This is a genomic window from Pannonibacter carbonis (genome assembly GCF_003012935.1).
Taxonomy (GTDB): Bacteria; Pseudomonadota; Alphaproteobacteria; order Rhizobiales; family Stappiaceae; genus Pannonibacter; species Pannonibacter carbonis.
Genome location: NZ_PUDR01000007.1, coordinates 1 through 20,723, shown reverse-complemented (window position 1 = coordinate 20,723; position 20,723 = coordinate 1). Strand labels below are relative to the sequence as shown.

Sequence of the window (20,723 nt, the reverse complement as noted above, 5' to 3'; positions counted from 1 at the left end):
ACCTCATGGATATCCTGTCGAACCTTGCGCTTGGATTCTCCATTGCGCTGACGCCGACCACGCTGTTCCTGGCAATCGTCGGCTGTTTCCTCGGAACCATCATCGGAGCCCTGCCGGGGCTCGGGCCATCGAATGGCGTCGCGCTGATGATCCCGATTTCCTTCACCCTTGGGCTCGATGCCATGTCGGCGCTGGTCCTGCTGACGGCTGTCTATTACGGCTGCATGTATGGCGGACGCATCTCGTCGATCCTGCTCAACATTCCCGGTGATGAACCGGCGATGATGACGACGCTCGACGGCTACCCGATGGCCAAGCAGGGCCGGGCAGGCGACGCGCTGGCCATCTCGGCGGTTGCCTCCTTCGTCGGTGCGTTCCTTGCGACCGTCGGTCTTGCACTCATGGCCCCGCTGCTGGCCCGCGTTGCCTATCAGTTCGGACCGGCGGAGTATTTTGCCCTCTACATGCTGGCGTTCTGTACCCTCGGCGGTCTTGGTTCGAACAACCAGGCAAAGGCAGCCATGGCAGCCGCGCTCGGGCTCGCGCTGGCCATGGTCGGGCTGGACAAGACCACCGGCATGCCCCGCTTCACCTTCGGCAACATGCATCTGTTTGATGGCATTGACTTCCTCGTCGCGATTGTCGGTCTGTTCGCGGTGGCGGAAGTGTTCTTCTTCATCGAGAGTCACGGCAAGAACAGCGCGATTGGTGTCAAGCTCGGCAAGTTGACGATGCCGTGGAAGGACTTGTTCGCGGCACGCTGGACAATGTTGCGTTCCACACTCGTCGGCTTCATCGCCGGTGTCTTGCCCGGTGCAGGGGCGTCGCTCGGATCGTTCCTCGCCTATGCCGGCGAGAAGGCCATTGCCAAAGATAAGGACACGTTCGGCAAGGGCAATCCGCGCGGCGTGGCAGCCCCCGAGGCTGGCAACAATGCCGCCGCAGGCGGCGCTCTGATCCCGATGCTGACGCTGGGTGTTCCTGGGTCTGGAACGACGGCGGTTTTGCTGGCCCTGCTGCTGACACTCAACATCACGCCGGGTCCGCTGCTCTTTACCGAAAGGCCGGAAATTGTCTGGGGCCTGATTGCCTCGCTGTTCATCGCCAACATCGTCCTGCTGGTGATGAATATCCCGATGGTGCGGGTGTTCGTCTATATCCTGTCTGTGCCGGGCTATATCCTGTTGCCGGGGATTACCATGATCGCCTTCGTCGGCATCTTCTCGCTGACTGGTTCGTCCTTCGACATGCTGATGATGGTCGCCTTTGGCGTGCTCGGCTATGTCCTGCGCAAGCTCGACATACCGACCGTGCCGGTGATCCTTGGGATCCTGCTCGGCAATCACATGGAAGACAGCCTGCGGCGGGCCATGGTGCTGTCGGATGGGGACTGGACCTACCTGTTCTCGTCGGGCATCTCGATCGGCCTGTGGACGGCTGCGGTGCTGGGCTTTGTCGCGCCGATGTTCCTGCGTCATTTCCTCAAGAAGCCGCAGACGCCGGCCTTTGCTACCGAGCACATGGCGGACCACATCGCCGACAAGGACTGACACAAGCATGTCTGGTCTGCGGATCCGGGGCTGGCCCCGGATCCGTCCTTGTGTCAAACCGGGTATCTCACCCTTTGCTGGCAAGGCCAGCCGTACCTTCGGGGACAAGCTTTCATGCCCACACGTGTTCTGGTGCCCTCCGGGGTGCTTGGTCTCGGCTTTGACAGGGCGGCGCTGAAGCGCGGCGTCGACAACAGGCCGGATATCATCTGCATCGACGGCGGCTCGACAGACAGCGGGCCATTTTCGCTTGGCGCCGGTGTGTCGAAATACTCCCGCGCCGCGACCAAGTCGGAGTGGCGCGACCTGATGCGCGCCCGCGCCGAAGCCGGCGTGCCACTGGTGATCGGCACCGCCGGCACCTGCGGCACCGATGCCACCGTCGACTGGATGTATGACATCACGGTCGAGCTTGCAGTTGAACTCGGGCAAAACCTCAAGATCGCCCGGCTTTACTCCAGTCAGCCGGCAGATCGCATCATCGCAGCCCTTGAGGCTGGACAGATCAGGCCGCTCGAGCCGGCGCCCGTAATCTCGCCGGCACTGCTCGACAGTCTGTCCAACATCGTCGCCCTGGCCGGTGCCGAGCAGGTGCAGGCGGCGCTGGCAACCGGGGCCGATATCGTCATCGCCGGCCGCACGACGGACACAGCAACCATCTCCGCGCTGCCGCTTCTGCGCGGGGATCATGCGGGCGGGGCATGGCACGGGGCCAAGATCGCCGAATGCGGCGCGCTCTGCTCCACCCACCCGACGTCCGGCGTGATCCAGGTCGACTTCGATGCCGATGGCTTCACCGTCGAGCCTCTGGCCGAGACGGCGGCCTGCACGCCGCATTCGGTGTCGGCCCACATGCTCTACGAGAACTCCGACCCCTATCAGCTCTATGAGCCGGGCGGTTATCTCGACGTGCGCGGCGCGCGCTACACGGCGCTCGACGAGCGGCGGGTCCGGGTCGAAGGCTCGCGCTGGGTTGAGGGCTCCTATACGGTGAAGCTCGAAGGCGCACGCGTAGCCGGCTACCAGACGACGATCCTCGCGATCCTGCGCAACGAGCGTTATGTGAAGGGCGCGCGCGCCTGGGTCGACCGCTTGTCCGCGTTCCTCGAAGGCGAGATCCGCAGCCGGATGGGGCTTGAGCCGGGGGAGGCCTACACGCTCGAATTTCGCTTGATCGGCGTTGACGGCGCGCTGGGCGGCCAGGAAAACCGCGTTGGCGATCCGGTCGAAGTTGGCGTGCTCGGCATCGTCACGGCGCAAAGCCAGGCGGAGGCGGCCGAGATCGGCAAGCTTATCAATCCCTTCGTATTGCATTATCCGCTCACCGATCATGAGGAACTGCCGACCTTCGCGTTCCCCTATTCGCCGGCCCAGTCCGACCGGGGCGCGCTCTACGAATTCGCCCTCAATCATGTGATGGAACTGGACGACCCGATGTCGGCCTTCCGCCTTGTCGTTACGGAGGTTGCCCATGGCCCGGCTCGGTGATGTGGTGCTGAAGGTCCGCTCGAAGAACGCTGGCCCCTTCTGGGTCACCGTTGACGTGTTCTGCGGATCGCCCGAGGTCTATGCCAAGGTTGTGCCGGCCCTGGCGACGGGTGAGGTTGCCGCGCTCTACCGCGTCGAGCCCCAGCATCTGAAGCGGTTCGACATCGAGGAGCTTTCGGTGATCAAGTTCTCGCTGCCACGACCCGTGGTCCAGGGCAGCCGTGATGACCGCGACATGCACGGCGCGCAATGGGCGGTGCTGCTGGAAGAGGCGGACGTCCGTGTCTGATCTCGTCAAGGCGCGGGCGACGACATTTGCGGTCGCCGCGCTCGGTGCATTTGTCTTTGTCCTTGCCGGACTGCCGCTGCCCTTGCTGCTCGGGCCATTGATGGCCTGTCTGGTGGCGGCGCTCTGCGGCGCGAAAATGGCCAATGCCGGTGGCTTTGGCACCTTCATGCGCACCTTCCTGGGTGTCGCCGTCGGCGCCTCGATCACTCCGGCCATCGTCGGCGATCTGCCGGCCATGGCCGGCTCGCTGGTCTTCGTGCCGCTGTTCATCGCAGTGATCGCGGTGATCGGTTACCCGCTGTTCCGCTTCGGCTTCAAGATGAACCACCCGACGGCGTGGTATGCGGCCATGCCCGGCGGTTTGCAGGACATGCTGGTGTTCGGCGAGGAGGCAGGCGGCGATGTCCGGGCCCTGTCACTGATCCATGCAACTCGCGTGCTGGTGGTCGTCACCGCCGCACCCATCCTGATGACGCTCGTCTGGAATGCCGATCTCACCGCAGCACCGGGCCGTCCCTTGCTGGAGGCGGACCCCATGCAGCTTGCCCTCATGCTGGTTTGCGGTGTAGGCGGCTGGAAGATTGCCGAACGCGTCGGGCTGTTCGGCGCGTCGATCCTCGGGCCCATGATCCTGACGGCGATCTTCTCGCTGTCCGGCATCATCACCGAGCGGCCCCCGGCAGAGATCATCTGGGCGGTTCAGTTCTTCATCGGCATCGCGGTCGGGGCGAAATACACCGGCATCACGCTGCACGAGCTGAAGGTCGACGTGCTGGCAGGCTTTGTCTATGCCGTGCTGCTGGCGGGCATCAGCCTCGTCTTCATCGAACTGATCTATCTGACCGGAACGGCGCCAGCGATTGATGCGTTTCTCGCGTTTCTGCCCGGCGGGCAGGCCGAAATGGTCGTCATCGCCATCATGGCCGGCGGCAACCTCACCTATGTGATCTGCCATCACCTGTTGCGCATCGTCCTCGTCATCCTGCTTGCGCCGGTCGTGGATCGCCTGTTCAGGCGGCGCGGGGGCGGCTGAGGCGGAGTTCCACATGAGGGGGTAGGCCAGTGCAAGTCCTTGGTTTTCTTGAATGCCATACACTGCTGAGGTCATCCCCGCCTTGTGCGGGGATCCATGCTGCCTCGGGATGCGATCAAGGTCTCTTGTCCGAACGAGCCGATGGCCGGATCCCCGCACAAGGCGGGGATGACCGCTGTGTGTCTGGTTTGATCGCTGTGATCGAGAGGGCGCGGAAGCGGCAAGGCGAATTGATGCCTGAACGAAAACGGGCGCCGAAGGACGCCCGCCTTGTTTTGAGAGTGCAGTGTGTCAGGCGGCGCGGATCGTCGACAGGAAGCGGTTCAGCTCCTGGTTCAGACGTTCCGACTGGCTTGCGAGTTCGCCGGAGAAGCCCAGCACCTCGTTGGCCACGGAGCTGGCCTCGCCAGCGGCGCGGGTGACCGTGGTGATGGCTTGCGAGACCTCGGCGGTGCCCGTCGAGGCCTGCTGCACGTTGCGGGCGATCTCCTGGGTGGCGGCGGCCTGTTCCTCTACCGCTGCGGCCACCGCAGCGCTGATCTGGTTCATCTTGCGGATCGATTCCGCGATGGCATTGATGGCCGAGGCGCTGTCGGTTGTTGAAGCCTGGATCGAGGAGATCTGGGCTGCGATTTCCGTTGTCGCGCTGGCCGTCTGTTCTGCAAGCTGCTTCACTTCGGAGGCAACGACCGCAAAGCCACGTCCTGCGTCACCGGCGCGCGCGGCCTCGATGGTCGCGTTGAGGGCCAGAAGGTTCGTCTGGCTGGCAATGCCATTGATCAATTCGACGATGTCGCCGATCTTCTGGGCGGCGTTGGACAAGCCATGCACCTTGCTGGCGGCCTCGTCTGCATCCTTCACGGCCACGGCTGACATGCGGTTGGACTGGTCGACCTGACCTGCGATCTCGCGCACCGAGGCGGTGAGTTCTTCGGTGGCCGCTGCCACGGTCTGGACGTTGGCCGAGGCCTGTTCCGAGGCAGCTGCAACGGTTGTGGACTGCTGCGAGGTTTCCTGCGCGCTGCCGGACATCACACGGGCAGAGGCATCAAGACGAGTGGCAGCGGACGATACCGAGCGGATGATACCGCCGACGGCCTGTTCGAATTCCTGCGCAAGCCGCGCCATCATCTGCCGCTGAACTGCTTCGTTCTCGGCCTTCTGGGCTTCGCGCTCGGCCGTCAGGCGGTCCTTCTCGAGACCGGCATCGCGGAAGACGGCGGCCGCGCGGGCCAGAGCGCCTACTTCATCACGGCGTTCACCGCCCTCGATGGCAGCATTGTAGTTGCCATGGGCCAGTTCTTCGAGCGTGCCGACAATGCGGCGGATCGGACCGGCGACGCCGGCCTGGCTGACATAGAACCCAAGCGCGAGGCCAAGAACGATCACGACGCCTGCCGTTACCAGCATGGTGGTGACTGCGCCGAGCGCGGTGGTCGCAGCCGTTTCGCGCTGGGTGGCCATCATCTCGGCGGAATAGGTGGAATAGACCTTCACGGCGTCGGTGACGGCCTTCTGTCCGTTCAGCGCGGTGCCCAGAGCCGCCTTGATGGCTTCAGCATTGGCAGCATCCTTGGCAGCAACGTCTACCATCGCGGTGATGGAGCGGAAGTAACTGTCGAGCGCTGCACGGATGCCGGTAAGCTGCTGGCGCTGCTGTGTGTCGGCGACTTTTTCCAGGATCGGCAGACGGCCCAGCATTTCCTCGGCGCGTCGACCGGCTTCGGCACGGAAATCGGCAGCCTTTTCAGGAGCAAGGGCCAACTGGTAGGTCATGCGGCTGATGGCGATGATGTCGACGCGAAGATCCATCGCCTCTCGAGCGGCTTCCTCGGACTTGCCGACCTCGGTGAAGCTGCCGGTGAGGCCAGTGATCTCACTCCAGGCAACGACGGCAAGCCCGGTGGCGCAAAGCCCCATCAGGATCAGGACGGCCAGCATCTTCTGGACAATCGGAATGTGTTTCAGCGCCATGACACTACCTTCTGAAATCAAGGACCTGTCACCGCAGGCCTTCAGGAGAAGATAAGATGTCGTGCTTACTCAAGCTTTAATTGCCGGTTCAGAAGCCGAATAATTGTTGGAACTCAAGGGACTAAGTCGGTTAATGTGCAGGGTGTTGAGCCCGCAAGGTAATTTTCGTCTGATTTATACTTGTCCTGCAAATAGTGACAGTGGCGCAGAATAGAGTTTCTGTCGTGACAAGGGCGCCACGTCAAACAGTTCAGATGCTGCCCCGGCCAGGCGCGGCATCGATGAGACTGCGCGTATAGGGATCTTTCGGTGCCAGCAGCACCGCCTCGGCCGGCCCCTTCTCGACGATTCGCCCCTTGTGCATGACCACGATCTCGTCGCTGATCTGGGCCGCGACGCGCAGGTCATGGGTGATGAACAGAATGCCAAGATTCAGCTTCTCCTGCAGCGACTTCAGGAGTTCCAGCACCTGAGCCTGGACCGAGACATCCAGCGCCGATACGCTCTCGTCGGCAATCAGCGCCTCCGGGTGCATCGCCAGCGCCCGGGCAATGCCGACCCGCTGGCGCTGGCCACCGGAAAAGGCGGCCGGGCGGCGGTGGTAGGCGGACTTCTGCAGTCCGACCAATTCGAGAAGGTCTTCTGCCCGCCGCGTGGCCTCGGCCCGGCTGGCGCCTGACAGGATCGCCGCGCGGGAAATCATCTCGCCAACGGTGCGCCGCGGATTGAGCGAACCGACCGGGTCCTGGAACACCATCTGGATCAGCCGCCGCTTCTGGCGCAGTGCCGCGCCTTTCAGCGCGAGGAAGGGCGTGCCGGACACGGAGATCGCGCCGCCGGTCGGGTCAATGAGACGGATCGCGGCCTTGGCGAGCGTCGACTTGCCCGAGCCGCTCTCGCCGACGATGGAGACGACCTCGCCCCGGCGCAAGGTGAGGGAGATGTCGTTCAACGCCTTCGTGCGGCCGTAGTGGTGCTCGAGGTTGCTGATCTCCAGCACCGGCTCGGCTGCGCGGGCGGCGCGCGGGGCACGCGGCGTCAGGCTCGGAACGGCGGCGATCAGGGCCCGGGTGTAGTCATGCGCCGGCTGTGTCAGCACCTGCGCGGCGCTGCCGATCTCGACGATCTCGCCGCCGCGCATGACGGCGATGCGGTCGGCGATGTCGGCGACGACGCCGAAGTCATGGGTGATGAACAGGATGCCGTGGCCGTGGCTGTCCTTCAGCTCGCGGATCAGCTTCAGAACCTGCGCCTGGGTGGTGACATCAAGCGCCGTGGTCGGCTCGTCGGCGATGAGCACCTTGGGATCCAGCGCCAGCGCCATGGCAATGACGACACGCTGGCACTGGCCGCCGGAGAGTTCATGCGGATAGGAGGCGAGGATCCGGTCCGGGTCGGGCAGATGCATGGCCTCGACCAGCGCGCGGGTGCGGGCGCGGCGCGCCTCGGCGGCCAGATCCGTATGCAGGACGAACATCTCCTCGATCTGTTCGCCCACAGTCAGCGCCGGGTTGAGCGCCGACATGGGTTCCTGGAAGATCATGGCGATGTCGCGGCCGCGGATGCGCGTCAGCTCGCGCTCGCTGGCAAGGGCGAGATCCTTGCCCTGCAACAGGATCCGGCCGCTTTCGATGGCGAGCCCCTTCGGCACGGCGCCCATCAGGGCCGCCGACAGGACCGACTTGCCCGAGCCGCTTTCGCCGACGACGCAGAGGATCTCGCGCGGGAACAGCTCGAGGCTTGCGCCCTTCACCGCATGGCGGCGGTCAGCGCCGCGCGGCAGGGCCACGGTCAATCCGTCGATGGTCAGGATCGCCGTGTCGGAGGAGGGGGTCTGTGTCGTCATGCGCCGCGCCCCTTGGCTTCGGAGAGTTCCTTGAGACCGTCGGCCAGCAGGCTGAGGCCCAGCATCAGCGAGGAAATGGCAATGCAGGGGAAGATCACGAGATGGGGGAAGGCGATGGCCATGGCCTTGCCTTCGTTGACCATGGTGCCCCAGTCCGGCGTCGGGGGCGGCAGGCCAAGGCCGAGGAACCCGAGGGTGCCGATGGTGATGGCGGTGTAGCCAAGACGCAGGCAGAAATCGACGGCAAGCGGCCCGGTGGCGTTGGGCAGGATGTCGACCAGCATGATGCGCAGCGACCCTTCCCCTTGCGTGCGGGCGACCTGGACGAAATCGCGGGTGGCGATGTCGATGGTCAGCGCGCGCACGATGCGGAAAATGGCCGGCGCGCTGGAGAACACCACCGCCAGGATGATGTTCAGCGGCGAGGCGCCGATCACCACGATGATGACGATGTAGAGCACCAGCACGGGGAAGGAGAGCACCACGTTGGCGAGGAACGACAGGGTGGCATCGGCGCGGCCGCGCAGGTAGCCGGCCGAGAGCCCGAGCGCGATGCCGACCGCATAGGCGGAGAGCGTCGCAAGCGTCGAATAGAGCACAACGGTGCGCGCGCCGTAGATGAGGCGGGAGAGGATGTCCCGGCCGAGCATGTCGGTGCCGAGCCAGAGTGTTCCGCCGCCGGGCGCCGGCGTCAACGGCCGGGCGAGCGGCAGGATCGTCTTCAGCGGATCGAAGGGGGCGAGCAGTGGGGCAAACAGTGCCAGCACCAGCCACAGGAGCGTGACGGCACCGCCGACCGCCACCAGCGGATGGGTAAGATAGGGACGGACGAGACGGATCATGCGGCGTCTCCCTTGGCAGGCTTGGGCGCGCCCAGCAGGTTGACGCGCGGATTGAGGAGGCCGTAGGCGAGGTCGGACAGGATCTGGGTGGTGACGACCACCAGCACGGAGACCATGGCGCAGGCCTCGATCAGGTAGATGTCGGAGTTGATCGCGGCCTCGTAGAGCAGGGTGCCGAAGCCCTTGTAGGCATAGAACACCTCGACCACGATGACGCCGGACAGGAGCCACGGCACCTGCAGCAGGATGACGGTGATCGGCGTGATCAGCGCGTTGCGCAGGGCGTGATGGAAGACGATGCGCGGCAGGCTCGCCCCCTTCAGCCGCGCCGTGCGGATGTAGGGCGTCGCCATCACCTCGGCCATCGAGGCGCGGGTGATGCGGGCGAGATAGCCGGTGGAATAGAGCGCCAGCACCAGCACCGGCAGCACCAGTTCCTTCAGCGCGAAGCCGCCGATCATGGTGCTGGCACCGGGCAGGAGCCCCAGCCAGAAGACGAAGACGATCGACAGGAACACCGCGCTCGCGAAATCCGGGATCGAGGTTGTGACCACCGAGAGGACCGAGACCACGCGGTCCGTGAGCGAGCCGGGCCGCATGCCGGCGAGGACGCCGAGGCCAAGGCCGAAGGGCACGATCAGCGACAAGGCGCCGAGCGCAAGCCAGGCGGTTGCGGCAAGCCGGTCGGGGATCAGGTCTGTGATCGGTGCACGGTAATAGGTCGACATGCCCCAGTCGCCGGTGACAAAGCCGCCGAGCCATTCCAGATAGCGCCAGAGGAACGGGGCATTGTAGCCGTTGGCCTCGAGCCAGGCTGCCCGCTGCTCTGCGGTGGAGAACTGGCCCAGCACCTTCACCGCAACGTCGTCCACATTCACCTCGAGGGCGAGGAAGACGAGCAGGGAGACCGCCAGCATGGTCGCCAGCGCCTGGCCGGCCTTGCGCAGGATGAACAGGATGAGGGGCATGGGATCTCCGTTGCGCGCGGGGCAAGCCGCGTGCGGTGAACTGTCAGTCAGTGTGTCAGGCTATTGGCAGCCCTGCGGGGCCGCAAGTTCTGTCGCCGCAAAGGTGCGTGCAGGGGCGACCAGGCCTAGCCCCTCCCCGCAATTTGGGGGAGGGGAACCGATGCGGCCAATCAGGCCTTGGCGAGCCAGACGCCATCCATGCGGAAGTAGTCGGCCGGATGCAGCACGAAGCCGCGGACGTTCTTGCCGGCGGCGCTGAAGCGGGCCGGCCAATAGGCCTGAACCATGACGGCCTGATCGCGCAGGATGGTCTGGCAGGCTTCCATGGCCACTTTGCGGGCTTCCGGATCGACCGTGCCCATGGCGCTGTCGAGAGCGGCGTCGAAGGCCGGATCGGCAAAATGGCTCTCGTTCCAGGCCGCGCCCGAGCGGTAGGCGAGGTCGAGGGTCATGGAGCCGAGCGGACGGTGCGCCCAGTAGGTGGCGCCAAAGGGAACCTTGTCCCACACCGGCCAGTACTGGGCGGCGGGCAGAACGTTGAGCTTCAGGCGGATGCCGGCTTCGGCTAGGTTCTGCTGCAGCACCTGGGCGGTGTCCTGTTCCCAGCGGCCTTGCGTGTTGCCAAGAGTCAGCTCGATGTCGATGCCTTCGGGATAACCGGCTTCGGCCAGCAGGGCCTTGGCCTTGGCGACGTCACGGGCGACGGGCTCGAGCGGGAAGTGGTCCGGCTGGATCGGCGAGACGTGGTAGTTGCCACCGATTTGGCCCTCACCGCGGTAGACAACATCAAGCATCTGCTTGTTGTCGGCGGCAAGCTGCACGGCCTTGCGGACGCGGATGTCGTCGAAGGGCTTGGCGTCGACCTGCATGCGCATGACCAGGGTATGGGCAGCGCTGCCGGTCAGGATCTGGATGTTCGGCAGCGACTTCATCAGGTCGTACTCGGCGATGGTCGCGCGGTAGATGAGGTCAACCTGGTTGCTGGCCAGCGCCGCCAGATGGGTGGCGATATCGGTGCCGAGGTCGATGTACTGGATCTCGTCCAGATGCGCCGGCGTGCCCCAGTAGTCGGCGCGCTTGGCAAAGGTCGCCTGACGGCCGACCTCGAAGGAGACCAGCTTGAACGGACCGGTGCCGATCGGGTTGGCCGGCCAGTTGGCGCCGGACGTGTCGAAGTCGCGATGCACGATGGCGCAGGTGTAGGAATAGAGCTGCTCGGGCAGCGATGCGACCGGACGCGACAGGGTGAAGCGGACCGAATGCGGGCCGGTCTTTTCAACCAGCTTGATCGCCTCGAAGGCGGTCTTGTTGGAGGACTTGCTGTCCGGCGACGTCCAGCGCTGAATGTTGGCGATCACGTCTTCCGGCGCGAAGGCATCGCCGTTCGACCACTTGGCGCGCTCGTCCAGCTCGAAGTCCCAGACGGTGAGATCGGCCGACGGGGTCCAGCTCTTGGCCAGATACGGATGCACGATGTTGTCGGCATCGACGTAGGTCAGGTACTCGAGGCTGTTGCGGTAGAGGTTGGACGCCTCGATCCAGCTGGTCAGCGCCGGGTCGGTGATTTCCTGGATGGCGCAGCCGAAGCGCAGCTTGCCACCGGCAACCGGGGTCTCGGCACGGGCCGGGGCCGGAATGAAGCCGGCGAAGGCCGAAGCCGAGGCGGCCGTGACGCCGAGCCAGGTCATGGAGCGCAGGAAGCTGCGGCGGTCGATCCGGCCAGCGGTCAGCTGGTCGCACAGGCTTTCGACCTGCGGGTGGGCCGGCTTGCCGGACGTGGTTTCGATCTTGCTCTTTTCAGTCATTCGTTTTCCTCCCAGTCGGCATCGTCCACATGGCGCGATGCGTCGGCAGTCACGGGGCATCAGTTGCCTCGGCCGTTCCTTAGCCGAGAATTATGTCAACTACACCCGCGCTCCCGCGTTTCCGGATCCTCCATCCGGTTGTCCCGGCGTCTTTCGCCGGAACCGCAGTGCCCGTTTCCCGACAGACACTGCGTTATCCCTGTCGTTTTCGCCCCTCAGCCGGTCAGTCCGCCAAAGAGCACGTATTTCGTTTCCAGATATTCCTCGAGGCCATGGCGCGAGCCCTCGCGGCCGAGGCCCGACTGCTTGACGCCACCGAAGGGGGCGACCTCGGTCGAGATCACGCCTTCGTTGATGCCGACCATGCCGGCCTCAAGTGCCCGCGCCACGCGCCAGGCGCGCTTCAGATCATTTGTAAAGAAATAGGCGGAAAGGCCTGTTTCACTGGCGTTTGCCAGTTTGATGGCTTCGTCCTCGCTGTGGAAGCGGAAAAGCCCGGCGACTGGGCCGAAGGTCTCCTCGCTGGCCAGTGCCCAATCTGTCGTCGCCCCAGTCAGCACGGTCGGCTCGAAGAACAGGCCGCCCTTGCCATGCGGCTTGCCGCCGGTGATCGCCGTGCCGCCCTTGGCGAGAGCGTCTTCCACATGGCGGGCCACCTTGGCATAGCCGCCGGCGTTGATGAGCGGACCCTGGGCGACGCCGTCTTCCTCGCCGTTGCCGACCTTCATCGCGGCAACCGCCTTGGCCAGCGCCTCGGCGTAGCGGTCGTAGATGGCATCCTCGACCAGGATGCGGTTGGCGCAGACGCAGGTCTGGCCGGTGTTGCGGAATTTCGAGGCGATGGTTCCGCGTACGGCCACGTCGATGTCGGCATCGGCAAAGACGATCAGCGGGGCATTGCCGCCGAGTTCCAGGCTGATGCGCTTCACGGTGTCGGCGCTCTGGCGCATCAGCAGCTTGCCGGTGGCGGTGGAGCCGGTGAAGGAGAGCTTGCGCACCACGGGGCTCGCCATCAGCGGGCCGACGGCCTGCGGCGCCTTCAGCGTCGGCAAGACGTTGACGACACCGGCCGGCACGCCCGCCTCGACGCCGAGCTTGGCCAGCGCGAGGGCGCTGAGCGGCGTGTCCTCGGCCGGCTTGATGATGATCGAGCAGCCGGCGGCGAGCGCCGGTCCGACCTTGCGGGTGATCATGGCATAGGGGAAGTTCCAGGGCGTGATGGCTGCCACCACGCCGACCGGCTCCTTCAGCACGACGATCTCCGCGTCCGCCCGGTGCGAGGGCACCACCTCGCCATAGGCGCGGCGGGCCTCCTCGGCAAACCAGGTGAGGAAGCTGGCCGCGTAAGCGACCTCGCCGCGGGCCTCGCTGAGCGGCTTGCCCTGTTCGCGGGTGAGCAGCAGGGCAAGGTCGTCCTGATGCGCGAGCATCAGATCGCCCCAGCGGCGCAGCACCTTGCCACGCTCTGCCGCCGTCACCTTGCGCCAGGACTGGAACGCTGCCTCGGCCGCGACGATGGCCGCTTCTGCATCGCTCGCCCCGCAGTCGGCCACTTGCGCAACCACGGCGCCCGTGGCGGGATTGCGCACGTCGAAGCGGGCCCCATCCGCCGCCGGGCGGAACTGGCCGCCGATGAAGGCGAGGTCGGTGAGAAGGGGAAGATCGCGGGCGAGGCTGTCCATCAACGGGCTCCAGGCGTGTAGAACGGATTGGAAACGGTTCTCAGACCCTCGGCCAGAGCCTCGCGGCTCGGCCAGCCAGGCGTGAGCGCCCGTTTCGCGGCCATGTACAGTGCCTCATTGTTGTTGGCAAAGACAGCGTCTGCATCATCGGCCGAGGGATTGACCCACACGGCCGCGATCGCCAGCCAGTCGTCCTCCGCTTCCGCCGGCAGAACGCCGTCGAGAAGCGCCCGCGTCATGCCGGCGGCAACGCCGGCCTGGGCCGGGCCCCAGGTCATGGTCTCATGGGTGCCGGGCACCAGCACGGCCTTGGCGATGAACAGGGTCACCGGCTTCACCGGCAGGTTCGGCTTGAGGATGGTCTGGAACGGCAGGTGGCCGGGACCGGGGCTGGCGGCGGCGGTTGCCAGCGCACCGGCGATGGGACCTGCCTTCGGCCCGATGTAGAGGTTGATATGGGCGGCGTTGGGGCCGGCGCCCTCGAAGCCTTCACCGATGTAGAGCATGGTCTGAACCTGTCCTGAGAGTATGCGGATCACGCCTTCGGCGCGGCGGGGGCGGCAGCTGCGCTCGCCACGCTCAAGGCGCGGGGGCGGCGGACCGGATTGTAGTCGTTGATCATGTCACGCGGCCGGTAGGGCTCTTCCAGGTAGGCGCGCTCCTCTGCCGAGAAGCTGATCGACAGCGCTGCGATGGCGTCGCGTACCTGGTCGGGATGATCGGCGCCGAAGATCGGCACAGTGGAGTTGCCGGTCGACAGCACCCAGGCCTGCGCGACCTGCGACGGCGACAGGCCGCGCTGCTTCGCCAGATTGACCACGCGTGCGGCGATCTCCCGGTCGATTTCATCTCCAAAGAAATCAAGGAACGGATCGAATTCCTTGCGGGCCGCCGAGCCGCCGCCGACAAGATAGCCGCGGGCCAGCGGCGAGAAGGTGGTGACCGCGATGCCCTCGGACTGGCAGTAGGGCATCATTTCGCGCTCTTCCTCGCGGTAGAGCAGGGAATACTGGCACTGCATGTTGACGAAGCGCGCCCAGCCGTTCTTCTCGGCGACCGCGTTCATCTTGGCAAACTGCCAGGCGTACATGGTCGAGGCGCCGATGTAGCGGGACTTGCCGGAGCGCACGATGTCGTTCAGCGCGCACATGGTCTCCTCGATCGGCGTGTCCGGATCGAAGGCATGGACGATGTAGAGGTCGACGTAGTCGGTGCCCATGCGCTGGAGCGAGCGGTCGATGGAGCGGAACAGGTGCTTGCGCGACAGGCCCTGGTCGTTGGCATCCGCGCTCATCGGATAGAAGGCCTTGGTGGCCAGCACCAGGTTGTCGCGATGGGTGAGTTTGGTCAGCGTGCCGGCGACGACTTCCTCGTTGACGCCAGTCGAGTACCAGTCGGCCATGTCATAGAAGGTGATACCGGCATCAAGGGCTGCCTTCAGGATCGGCACCGACTTGTCCGCGTCCAGAACCCAGCCCTTCCAGGCCGAAGAACCGATACCCATGGTGCCCATGCACAGCCGCGAGGTCTTCAGCCCCGTGGCGCCAAACCTGATGTAATCCACGTCGTTCCTCCCGCCCCGGCGCCAGCTCTGCCGGGCTGTTGATGGCATCATGGAAAAACGGGAGGCGCACTGACAAATGGTGATTTTAGATGCAAGCATCAGGAAAACGCATGCTGCAACGCATTTGACTGCTGGCATGATGCGCCCGGCCCCAAGGGCCGGAAACCTGTGCTTCTGGGGGATATGATGCGCCGAATGCCAAGCCTGGCCGCCATGCGTGTGTTCGAGACTGTGGGCCTGACAGGCAGCTTCACCCGCGCGGCCGAGCGGCTCAACCTGACGCAGAGCGCCGTCAGCCGGCAGGTGAAGATCCTCGAAGACCAGCTCGGCGAGCCGTTGCTGATCCGCCATCATCACCGGCTTGATCTCACTCCGGCCGGCCACATGCTGCTCAATGCGCTGGGCCGGGCGTTTCACGAAGTGGAACTGGCGCTGCGCGGCATCGAGGAGGAGAGCAATGCCCATCGTCTCAGGGTCAACGCCCCGCCAACCCTCTCCAAGCGCTGGCTGGTGCCAAGGCTCAAGGACCTGCGCCGCGCCTGTCCGGACATCGACATCAGCCTGACGACGGACCTGTCCGATTCGCTGGCGGAGAGCAGCCTGCTGGACTGTGCCATCCGCTTTGGCGATGGCGAGTGGCCGGCCTTCAATTCGGTGCATCTGATGACCGAACGCCACATCGCGGTCTGCGCACCGTCGCTGATTGCCGGCCTCAGCAAGGACGAAACGATGGACCTGACACGTTTCACGTTCCTGCATGTGCTGGCCAGTTCCGATCAGCGCTATCTGACCTGGCGCCACTGGCTGAGCGCTGCCGGGCTTGAGGAGATGGACATCAGCGGCGGGCTGGAGTTTGACCTGCTTGATACGGCCATCGAGGCGGCGGTCTGCGGCCTCGGCATTACGGTGGCTGACCGGCATATGGTGGGCCGGGAACTTGCGGACGGGCGGCTTGTGCAATTGCTCGATGTCGAGGTCGACGGGCACGAATCCTACTGGCTGGTCACGCGGCAGGAAAAGAAGCCGGCGAAGATGCTGCTCGCCTTCTGCGACTGGCTGACAGGGCAAAGCGCCGGCGAAACGCCGCCCGCCTGAGGCCACAACCGAAGCATCAGTTTTCCGCATGCGTCCATGACCAACCGGCATTTGCAGTTCCGCGGCGGCGGCTTCTAGCTAGCAGGGCGGGAGTGGTGCAGTGCCAGCGCTTCCGGCAAGGGATCTGAAGATCCGGACCCCAAAGGCATGAGGCGAGGCAGATGACGGTTGGCGCGTTCTTCATCGGCGGCAGAAATGTGAAGCCGGCAGGCCGACGCAGCCAGCCCGTGCTGTCGCCGGCCACCGGCGCGGTCATCGGTAAGGTGGCGCTGGCCGAGGCGGACGAGATCGACACGGCGGTCGCGGCGGCAAAGGCCGCGCAGCCGGGCTGGGCGGGACTTGCGGCCTGTGACCGGGGCGCGGCGCTGCGCCGTCTGGCAGCCGAGATCGAGGCTCGGGCCGATGCGATCGGGGCGGTGCTGGCGGCCGAGACCGGCAAGAGCCTCGGCGATGCCACGGGCGAGGCCGTCTATGGCGCCGAGATCACCCGCTATCACAGCGAATGGGCGCGGCGCATCGAGGGCGAGATCATCCCCTCAGACACGCCCGGCGAGACGCTCCTGTTGATGCGCGCCCCCATCGGCGTCGTAGTCTGCCTGATCCCGTTCAATTTTCCGATCTACACGCTGCTGCGCAAGGTGGCGCCGGCGCTGATGGCCGGCAACAGCGTGGTTGTGCGCCCGTCGAACACGACGCCGCTGTCGGCACTGGCGCTGAGCGAGGCCATTCAGGCGGCCGGACTGCCGGACGGGGTGATCAACATCCTGACCATGGACCATGCCGGGGCCGGGCGGCTGTCGCAGGCCGAGGCGGTCGGCATGATCACGCTGACGGGCAGCGTCTCGGCCGGGCGGGCGGTGATGGACTATGCCAAGGCCAACATCGCCAAGACCTCGCTGGAGCTGGGCGGCAAAACGCCGGTGCTGGTGGGGCCGGATGCGGATGTGGCCGATGTCGCCCGCCGGCTGGTGGCCAACAAGACCAACCATTGCGGTCAGGTCTGCACGGCGGCGGCCCGTGTTTATGTGGTCGAGGCCCTGCATGACGCGCTGGTCGCTGCGCTGACGGAGGCCTTCCGCGCGCGGCGCTTCGCCGACCGGGCGCAAGAGCCCGACGCGATGGGGCCGGTGGCGAGCGAAAAGGCCCGGGCCGAGATCCATGCCATGGTCGAGCGGGCGGTGGCCGAAGGGGCGAGCCTTGCGGCCGGTGGTGTGTTGCCGGAAGGGCAGGGCTGGTTCTATCCGCCAACGCTTTTGACCGGCTGCCGGCAGGAGATGGAGATCATCCGGGAAGAGGTGTTCGGTCCGGTGCTGGCGGTGGTGCGGGTGAGGGACCTCGACGAGGCCCTGCGGCTGGCGAACGATCACCAGTTCGGCCTGAGCTCGGTGCTCTTCAGCAATGACCACCGCAAGGTGATGCAGATCGCCAACAGCATGGAGGCGGGTGAGCTCTACGTGAACCGCTTCCCGGCCGATCCCTACCAGGGCTACCACGCCGGCTGGAAACGCTCGGGTCTGGGCGGCGACGACGGCAAGCACGGGCTGCTGGAGTTCACGCAGACCCGGCTCGTGGTGCTGGCACCCTGAAATGTTCTCAATTTGTTCTCATGCTCCCTCAAGCCAGGTGCGCTCATGAAGCTCGTTTCGCTCACCACCGATGTCGTCGCCGTGCCTCCGCCGCATCTGGGCGGGATGTACTGGATCTTCGTCACGCTGAAGACTGCCTGCGGGATCGAGGGCGTGGGCGAGATCTATGCCACGGCCTTCCATCCCAGTGCCCTGGTGCCGGTGATCGAGGACGTGTTTGTGCGGCATCTGGAAGGGCATGATCCGCACCGGATCGAGCGTTTCTGGCGCTCGGCCTATTCCAGCGGATTCACCCAGCGCCCCGACCCGACAATGATGGGCATCGTCTCGGGCCTGGAGATGGCCTGCTGGGACATCATCGGCAAGGCCGCCGGCCGGCCGGTGATGGATCTCCTGGGTGGGCAGGTGCATGAGCGGCTGCGCGCCTATACCTATCTCTATCCGAAGAACGCGGCCGGCGAGTACGACTACAACGACCCGGATCTGGCGGCGGACTGCGCGGCCGAGATGGTGCGGCAGGGCTTCACGGGCGTGAAGTTCGATCCGGCCGGGCCCTATACCGCCTATTCCGGTCACCATCTGTCGCTGGGGGTGATGGAGCGCTGCGAGACCTTCTGCGCCAAGGTGCGCGAGGCGGTCGGTGCCTCGGCTGATTTGTTGTTCGGCACCCATGGCCAGATGGTGCCGTCCTCGGCGATCCGGCTCGCCAAGCGGCTGGAGCGCTTTGATCCGCTGTGGTTCGAGGAACCGGTGCCGCCGGGACAGGAAGCGGCCATGGCCGAGGTGGCGCGGGCGACCTCCATTCCGGTTGCGACGGGCGAGCGGCTGACCACCAAATACGAGTTCCAGCGGGTGCTGGAGCTGAAGGCGGCCTCGATCCTGCAGATGAACGTTGCCCGGGTGGGCGGCCTGCTGGAGGCCAAGAAGATCGCCGGCATGGCCGAGGCGCAGTATGCCGAGGTCGCGCCGCATCTCTACAACGGTCCCGTCGGAGCAGCAGCCTCGATCCAGCTGGCTGCGACCCTGCCGAACTTCTTGATCCACGAGGCGATCCTCGATTTCTCCGGGTTCCATGCCGAGGTGCTGAAGACCAGGCTCACGCTGGAGGATGGCTACCTCATCCCCAGCCGCGAGCCGGGGCTCGGCATCGAGCTGAACCGGGAGGTGATTGCACGCCACTCGCCCTACACGGGCAAGCGGCTGCACCTTCAGATGGGCGACACACCGGCGGACGTGAAACAGTTCGCTCCCGCCAAGGGCTGAGACCGACCATGACCGAGACATCCCGCGCTGACCTGGCCGCTGCCGGCCGGGAGGAGTTCGACTTTGTCATCGCAGGGGCAGGTTCTGCCGGGGCTATCCTGGCGGCGCGGCTGAGCGAATGCGGGCGCTACACGGTGGCGCTGGTGGAGGCGGGCGGCGAGGACCGCTCGTTCTGGCTGAAGATCCCGGTCGGCTATGCCAAGAGCTACTACAATCCGGCGGTCAACTGGATGTATCGCAGCGAGCCGGAAGCGGCGCTGGGCAACCGGCAGGTCTATGTGCCGCGCGGCAAGGTGCTGGGCGGCTCCGGGGCGATCAACGCGATGATCTTCGTGCGGGGCGCGCGGGAGGATTTCGACGACTGGCGCGCGGCCGGCAACCCCGGCTGGGGTCATGAGGATGTGTTGCCCTATTTCCGCAAGCTGGAAACCCACGCGCTGGGCGAAAGCCCCTTCCATGGCGGCGACGGCCCGATCCATGTGACGCCGATGCGGGGGGAGACGCATCCGACCGCGGATCGCTTCCTCTCTGCCTGCGCCGAGTTGCAGCTGCCGGCGACGCCCGACTTCAACGGCGCAAGCCTGGAAGGGGCGGGGATCTATGACGTGAACACCCGGGCGGGGATGCGGTCTTCGTCCGGCGTGGAATATCTGAAGCCGGCGCGGCGGCGGAAGAACCTCACTGTGTTTACGAGGACGCGCGCGCTGGAAGTCGTGCTCGACGCCGGGGGCCGCGCGCGGGGACTGGTGGTGCGCGCGGAGGGGGCAGGACATGACGAGACGGGACAGCGGCTGCTCCTGGCGCGGCGCGACGTGATCCTGGCAACTGGAGCCATTGCCACACCGGTGCTGCTGCAGCGCTCCGGGCTTGGCGCTGCTGCCCGGCTTCAGGCGCTGGGCGTGCCCGTGCGGCGCGATCTGCCGGGCGTTGGCGCCAATCTGCAGGATCATCTTTGCGCCAGCTTCTATTTCCGCTCCCGCGTGCCGACGCTGAACGGGCCGTTCGGGTCGATCTTCGGGCAGGCGGCGCTGGCCCTGCGCTGGGCGCTGACGCGCAAGGGGCCGTTTGCCGGCAGCGTCAACCAGGCCGGCGGGTTCTTCCGCTCGCGGCCCGACGCACCGCGGCCGAACCTGCAGCTCTACTTCAATCCGCTGTCCTATCGCATCCCTGAGGACCCGAAGAAGGGGCTGGCGCCGGAACCCTATCCGGGCTTTCTCGTCGCCTTCAACTCCTGCCGGCCGACCAGCCGGGGGCGGGTGGATCTTCGCGTCAATGGCGGGCTCGACGACCTGTCGCCGGTGATCCACGGCAATTACCTCTCAACTGAGGAAGACTGCCGCGAGGCGGTGGAGGGAAGCCAGTTCGTGCGCCGGCTGATGCAGGCCCCCTCGCTTGCCGCCATCACCGAGGCGGAGATGAGCCCTTCGGTCGAGGCGCGGAGCGACCAGGAGCTGCTGGAGCATTTCCGCGCCAATTGCGGCTCGATCTACCACCCCTGCGGCACGGCGGCGATGGGGCCGGACCCGTCCAGCTCGGTTGTCGATCACCGGCTGCGGGTACATGGCGTGCCGGGCCTGCGGGTGGTCGATGCGTCGGTGTTTCCCAACATCACCTCCGGCAACATCAACGCCCCCGTGATGATGATGGCCGAGAAGGGCGCGGACATGATCCTGGAAGACGCGCGGGCCTAGGGGCGATGCGGTAGGGGGGCGTTCCCCTCCCCCTCGTGGGGGGGGGG

The 20,723-nt window shown here is 65.7% G+C and carries 16 protein-coding genes; 8 read left to right on the top strand and 8 right to left on the bottom strand.

What is annotated here, in order from left to right; all coding sequences use genetic code 11:
* The first annotated feature begins 5 nt into the window (after positions 1-5).
* From C8348_RS10985 to C8348_RS10970, 4 genes are all read left to right on the top strand, one after another.
* Positions 6-1,550, top strand: a complete 1,545-nt coding sequence (locus tag C8348_RS10985) for a tripartite tricarboxylate transporter permease (protein ID WP_106753388.1) — start codon at positions 6-8, stop codon at positions 1,548-1,550.
* Between the two features lie 114 nt (positions 1,551-1,664).
* A complete protein-coding gene (locus C8348_RS10980) occupies positions 1,665-3,038 on the top strand; it encodes an acyclic terpene utilization AtuA family protein (protein ID WP_106753387.1) in 1,374 nt (457 codons plus the stop codon).
* Positions 3,022-3,327, top strand: coding sequence for a DUF4387 family protein (locus C8348_RS10975; protein WP_106753386.1), 306 nt, complete (start codon positions 3,022-3,024; stop codon positions 3,325-3,327). Before C8348_RS10980 ends, C8348_RS10975 begins: the two co-directional genes overlap by 17 nt.
* The gene (locus tag C8348_RS10970; RefSeq protein WP_208983705.1) at positions 3,320-4,360 is read left to right on the top strand and encodes an AbrB family transcriptional regulator; all 1,041 of its coding nucleotides are present in this window, start codon (positions 3,320-3,322) and stop codon (positions 4,358-4,360) included. Before C8348_RS10975 ends, C8348_RS10970 begins: the two co-directional genes overlap by 8 nt.
* A 291-nt stretch (positions 4,361-4,651) precedes the next feature.
* On the opposite strand, the gene C8348_RS10965 is transcribed toward C8348_RS10970, so the two are convergent.
* The 8 genes from C8348_RS10965 to C8348_RS10930 all read right to left on the bottom strand — a co-directional run bounded on the left by C8348_RS10965 (position 4,652) and on the right by C8348_RS10930 (position 15,041).
* A complete protein-coding gene (locus C8348_RS10965) occupies positions 4,652-6,334 on the bottom strand; it encodes a methyl-accepting chemotaxis protein (protein ID WP_106753384.1) in 1,683 nt (560 codons plus the stop codon).
* 250 nt (positions 6,335-6,584) lie between these two features.
* Positions 6,585-8,180 (bottom strand): dipeptide ABC transporter ATP-binding protein, encoded by a 1,596-nt coding sequence (locus C8348_RS10960; protein ID WP_106753383.1) that lies wholly within the window; start codon positions 8,178-8,180, stop codon positions 6,585-6,587.
* On the bottom strand, positions 8,177-9,022 hold the full coding sequence (locus C8348_RS10955; RefSeq protein ID WP_106753382.1) for an ABC transporter permease: 846 nt from the start codon (positions 9,020-9,022) through the stop codon (positions 8,177-8,179). Before C8348_RS10955 ends, C8348_RS10960 begins: the two co-directional genes overlap by 4 nt.
* Entirely contained in the window at positions 9,019-9,990 is a 972-nt protein-coding gene (locus C8348_RS10950) for an ABC transporter permease (protein ID WP_106753381.1), read from the bottom strand. The genes C8348_RS10955 and C8348_RS10950 overlap by 4 nt, the downstream gene beginning before the upstream one ends.
* A gap of 170 nt (positions 9,991-10,160) precedes the next feature.
* On the bottom strand, positions 10,161-11,795 hold the full coding sequence (locus C8348_RS10945; RefSeq protein ID WP_106753380.1) for an ABC transporter substrate-binding protein: 1,635 nt from the start codon (positions 11,793-11,795) through the stop codon (positions 10,161-10,163).
* Between the two features lie 215 nt (positions 11,796-12,010).
* Positions 12,011-13,477, bottom strand: coding sequence for an NAD-dependent succinate-semialdehyde dehydrogenase (locus C8348_RS10940; RefSeq protein WP_106753379.1), 1,467 nt, complete (start codon positions 13,475-13,477; stop codon positions 12,011-12,013).
* Complete coding sequence (locus tag C8348_RS10935) at positions 13,477-13,983, bottom strand: formaldehyde-activating enzyme (RefSeq protein WP_106753378.1); 507 nt, start codon at positions 13,981-13,983, stop codon at positions 13,477-13,479. Before C8348_RS10935 ends, C8348_RS10940 begins: the two co-directional genes overlap by 1 nt.
* Before the next feature lie 29 nt (positions 13,984-14,012).
* Positions 14,013-15,041 (bottom strand): aldo/keto reductase, encoded by a 1,029-nt coding sequence (locus C8348_RS10930; protein ID WP_106753377.1) that lies wholly within the window; start codon positions 15,039-15,041, stop codon positions 14,013-14,015.
* Between the two features lie 195 nt (positions 15,042-15,236).
* On the opposite strand from C8348_RS10930, the gene C8348_RS10925 reads away from it, so the two are divergent.
* The 4 genes from C8348_RS10925 (at position 15,237) to C8348_RS10910 (ending at position 20,676) form a co-directional block, all read left to right on the top strand.
* The gene (locus tag C8348_RS10925) at positions 15,237-16,136 is read left to right on the top strand and encodes a LysR substrate-binding domain-containing protein (protein ID WP_106753376.1); all 900 of its coding nucleotides are present in this window, start codon (positions 15,237-15,239) and stop codon (positions 16,134-16,136) included.
* Between the two features lie 161 nt (positions 16,137-16,297).
* The gene (locus tag C8348_RS10920; protein WP_106753375.1) at positions 16,298-17,722 is read left to right on the top strand and encodes an aldehyde dehydrogenase family protein; all 1,425 of its coding nucleotides are present in this window, start codon (positions 16,298-16,300) and stop codon (positions 17,720-17,722) included.
* 45 nt (positions 17,723-17,767) lie between these two features.
* Positions 17,768-18,985: a mandelate racemase/muconate lactonizing enzyme family protein gene (locus C8348_RS10915; RefSeq protein WP_106753374.1), complete on the top strand. Its 1,218-nt coding sequence runs from the start codon at positions 17,768-17,770 to the stop codon at positions 18,983-18,985.
* A gap of 8 nt (positions 18,986-18,993) precedes the next feature.
* Positions 18,994-20,676, top strand: a complete 1,683-nt coding sequence (locus tag C8348_RS10910; RefSeq protein ID WP_106753373.1) for a GMC family oxidoreductase — start codon at positions 18,994-18,996, stop codon at positions 20,674-20,676.
* The last annotated feature ends 47 nt before the right edge of the window (positions 20,677-20,723 follow it).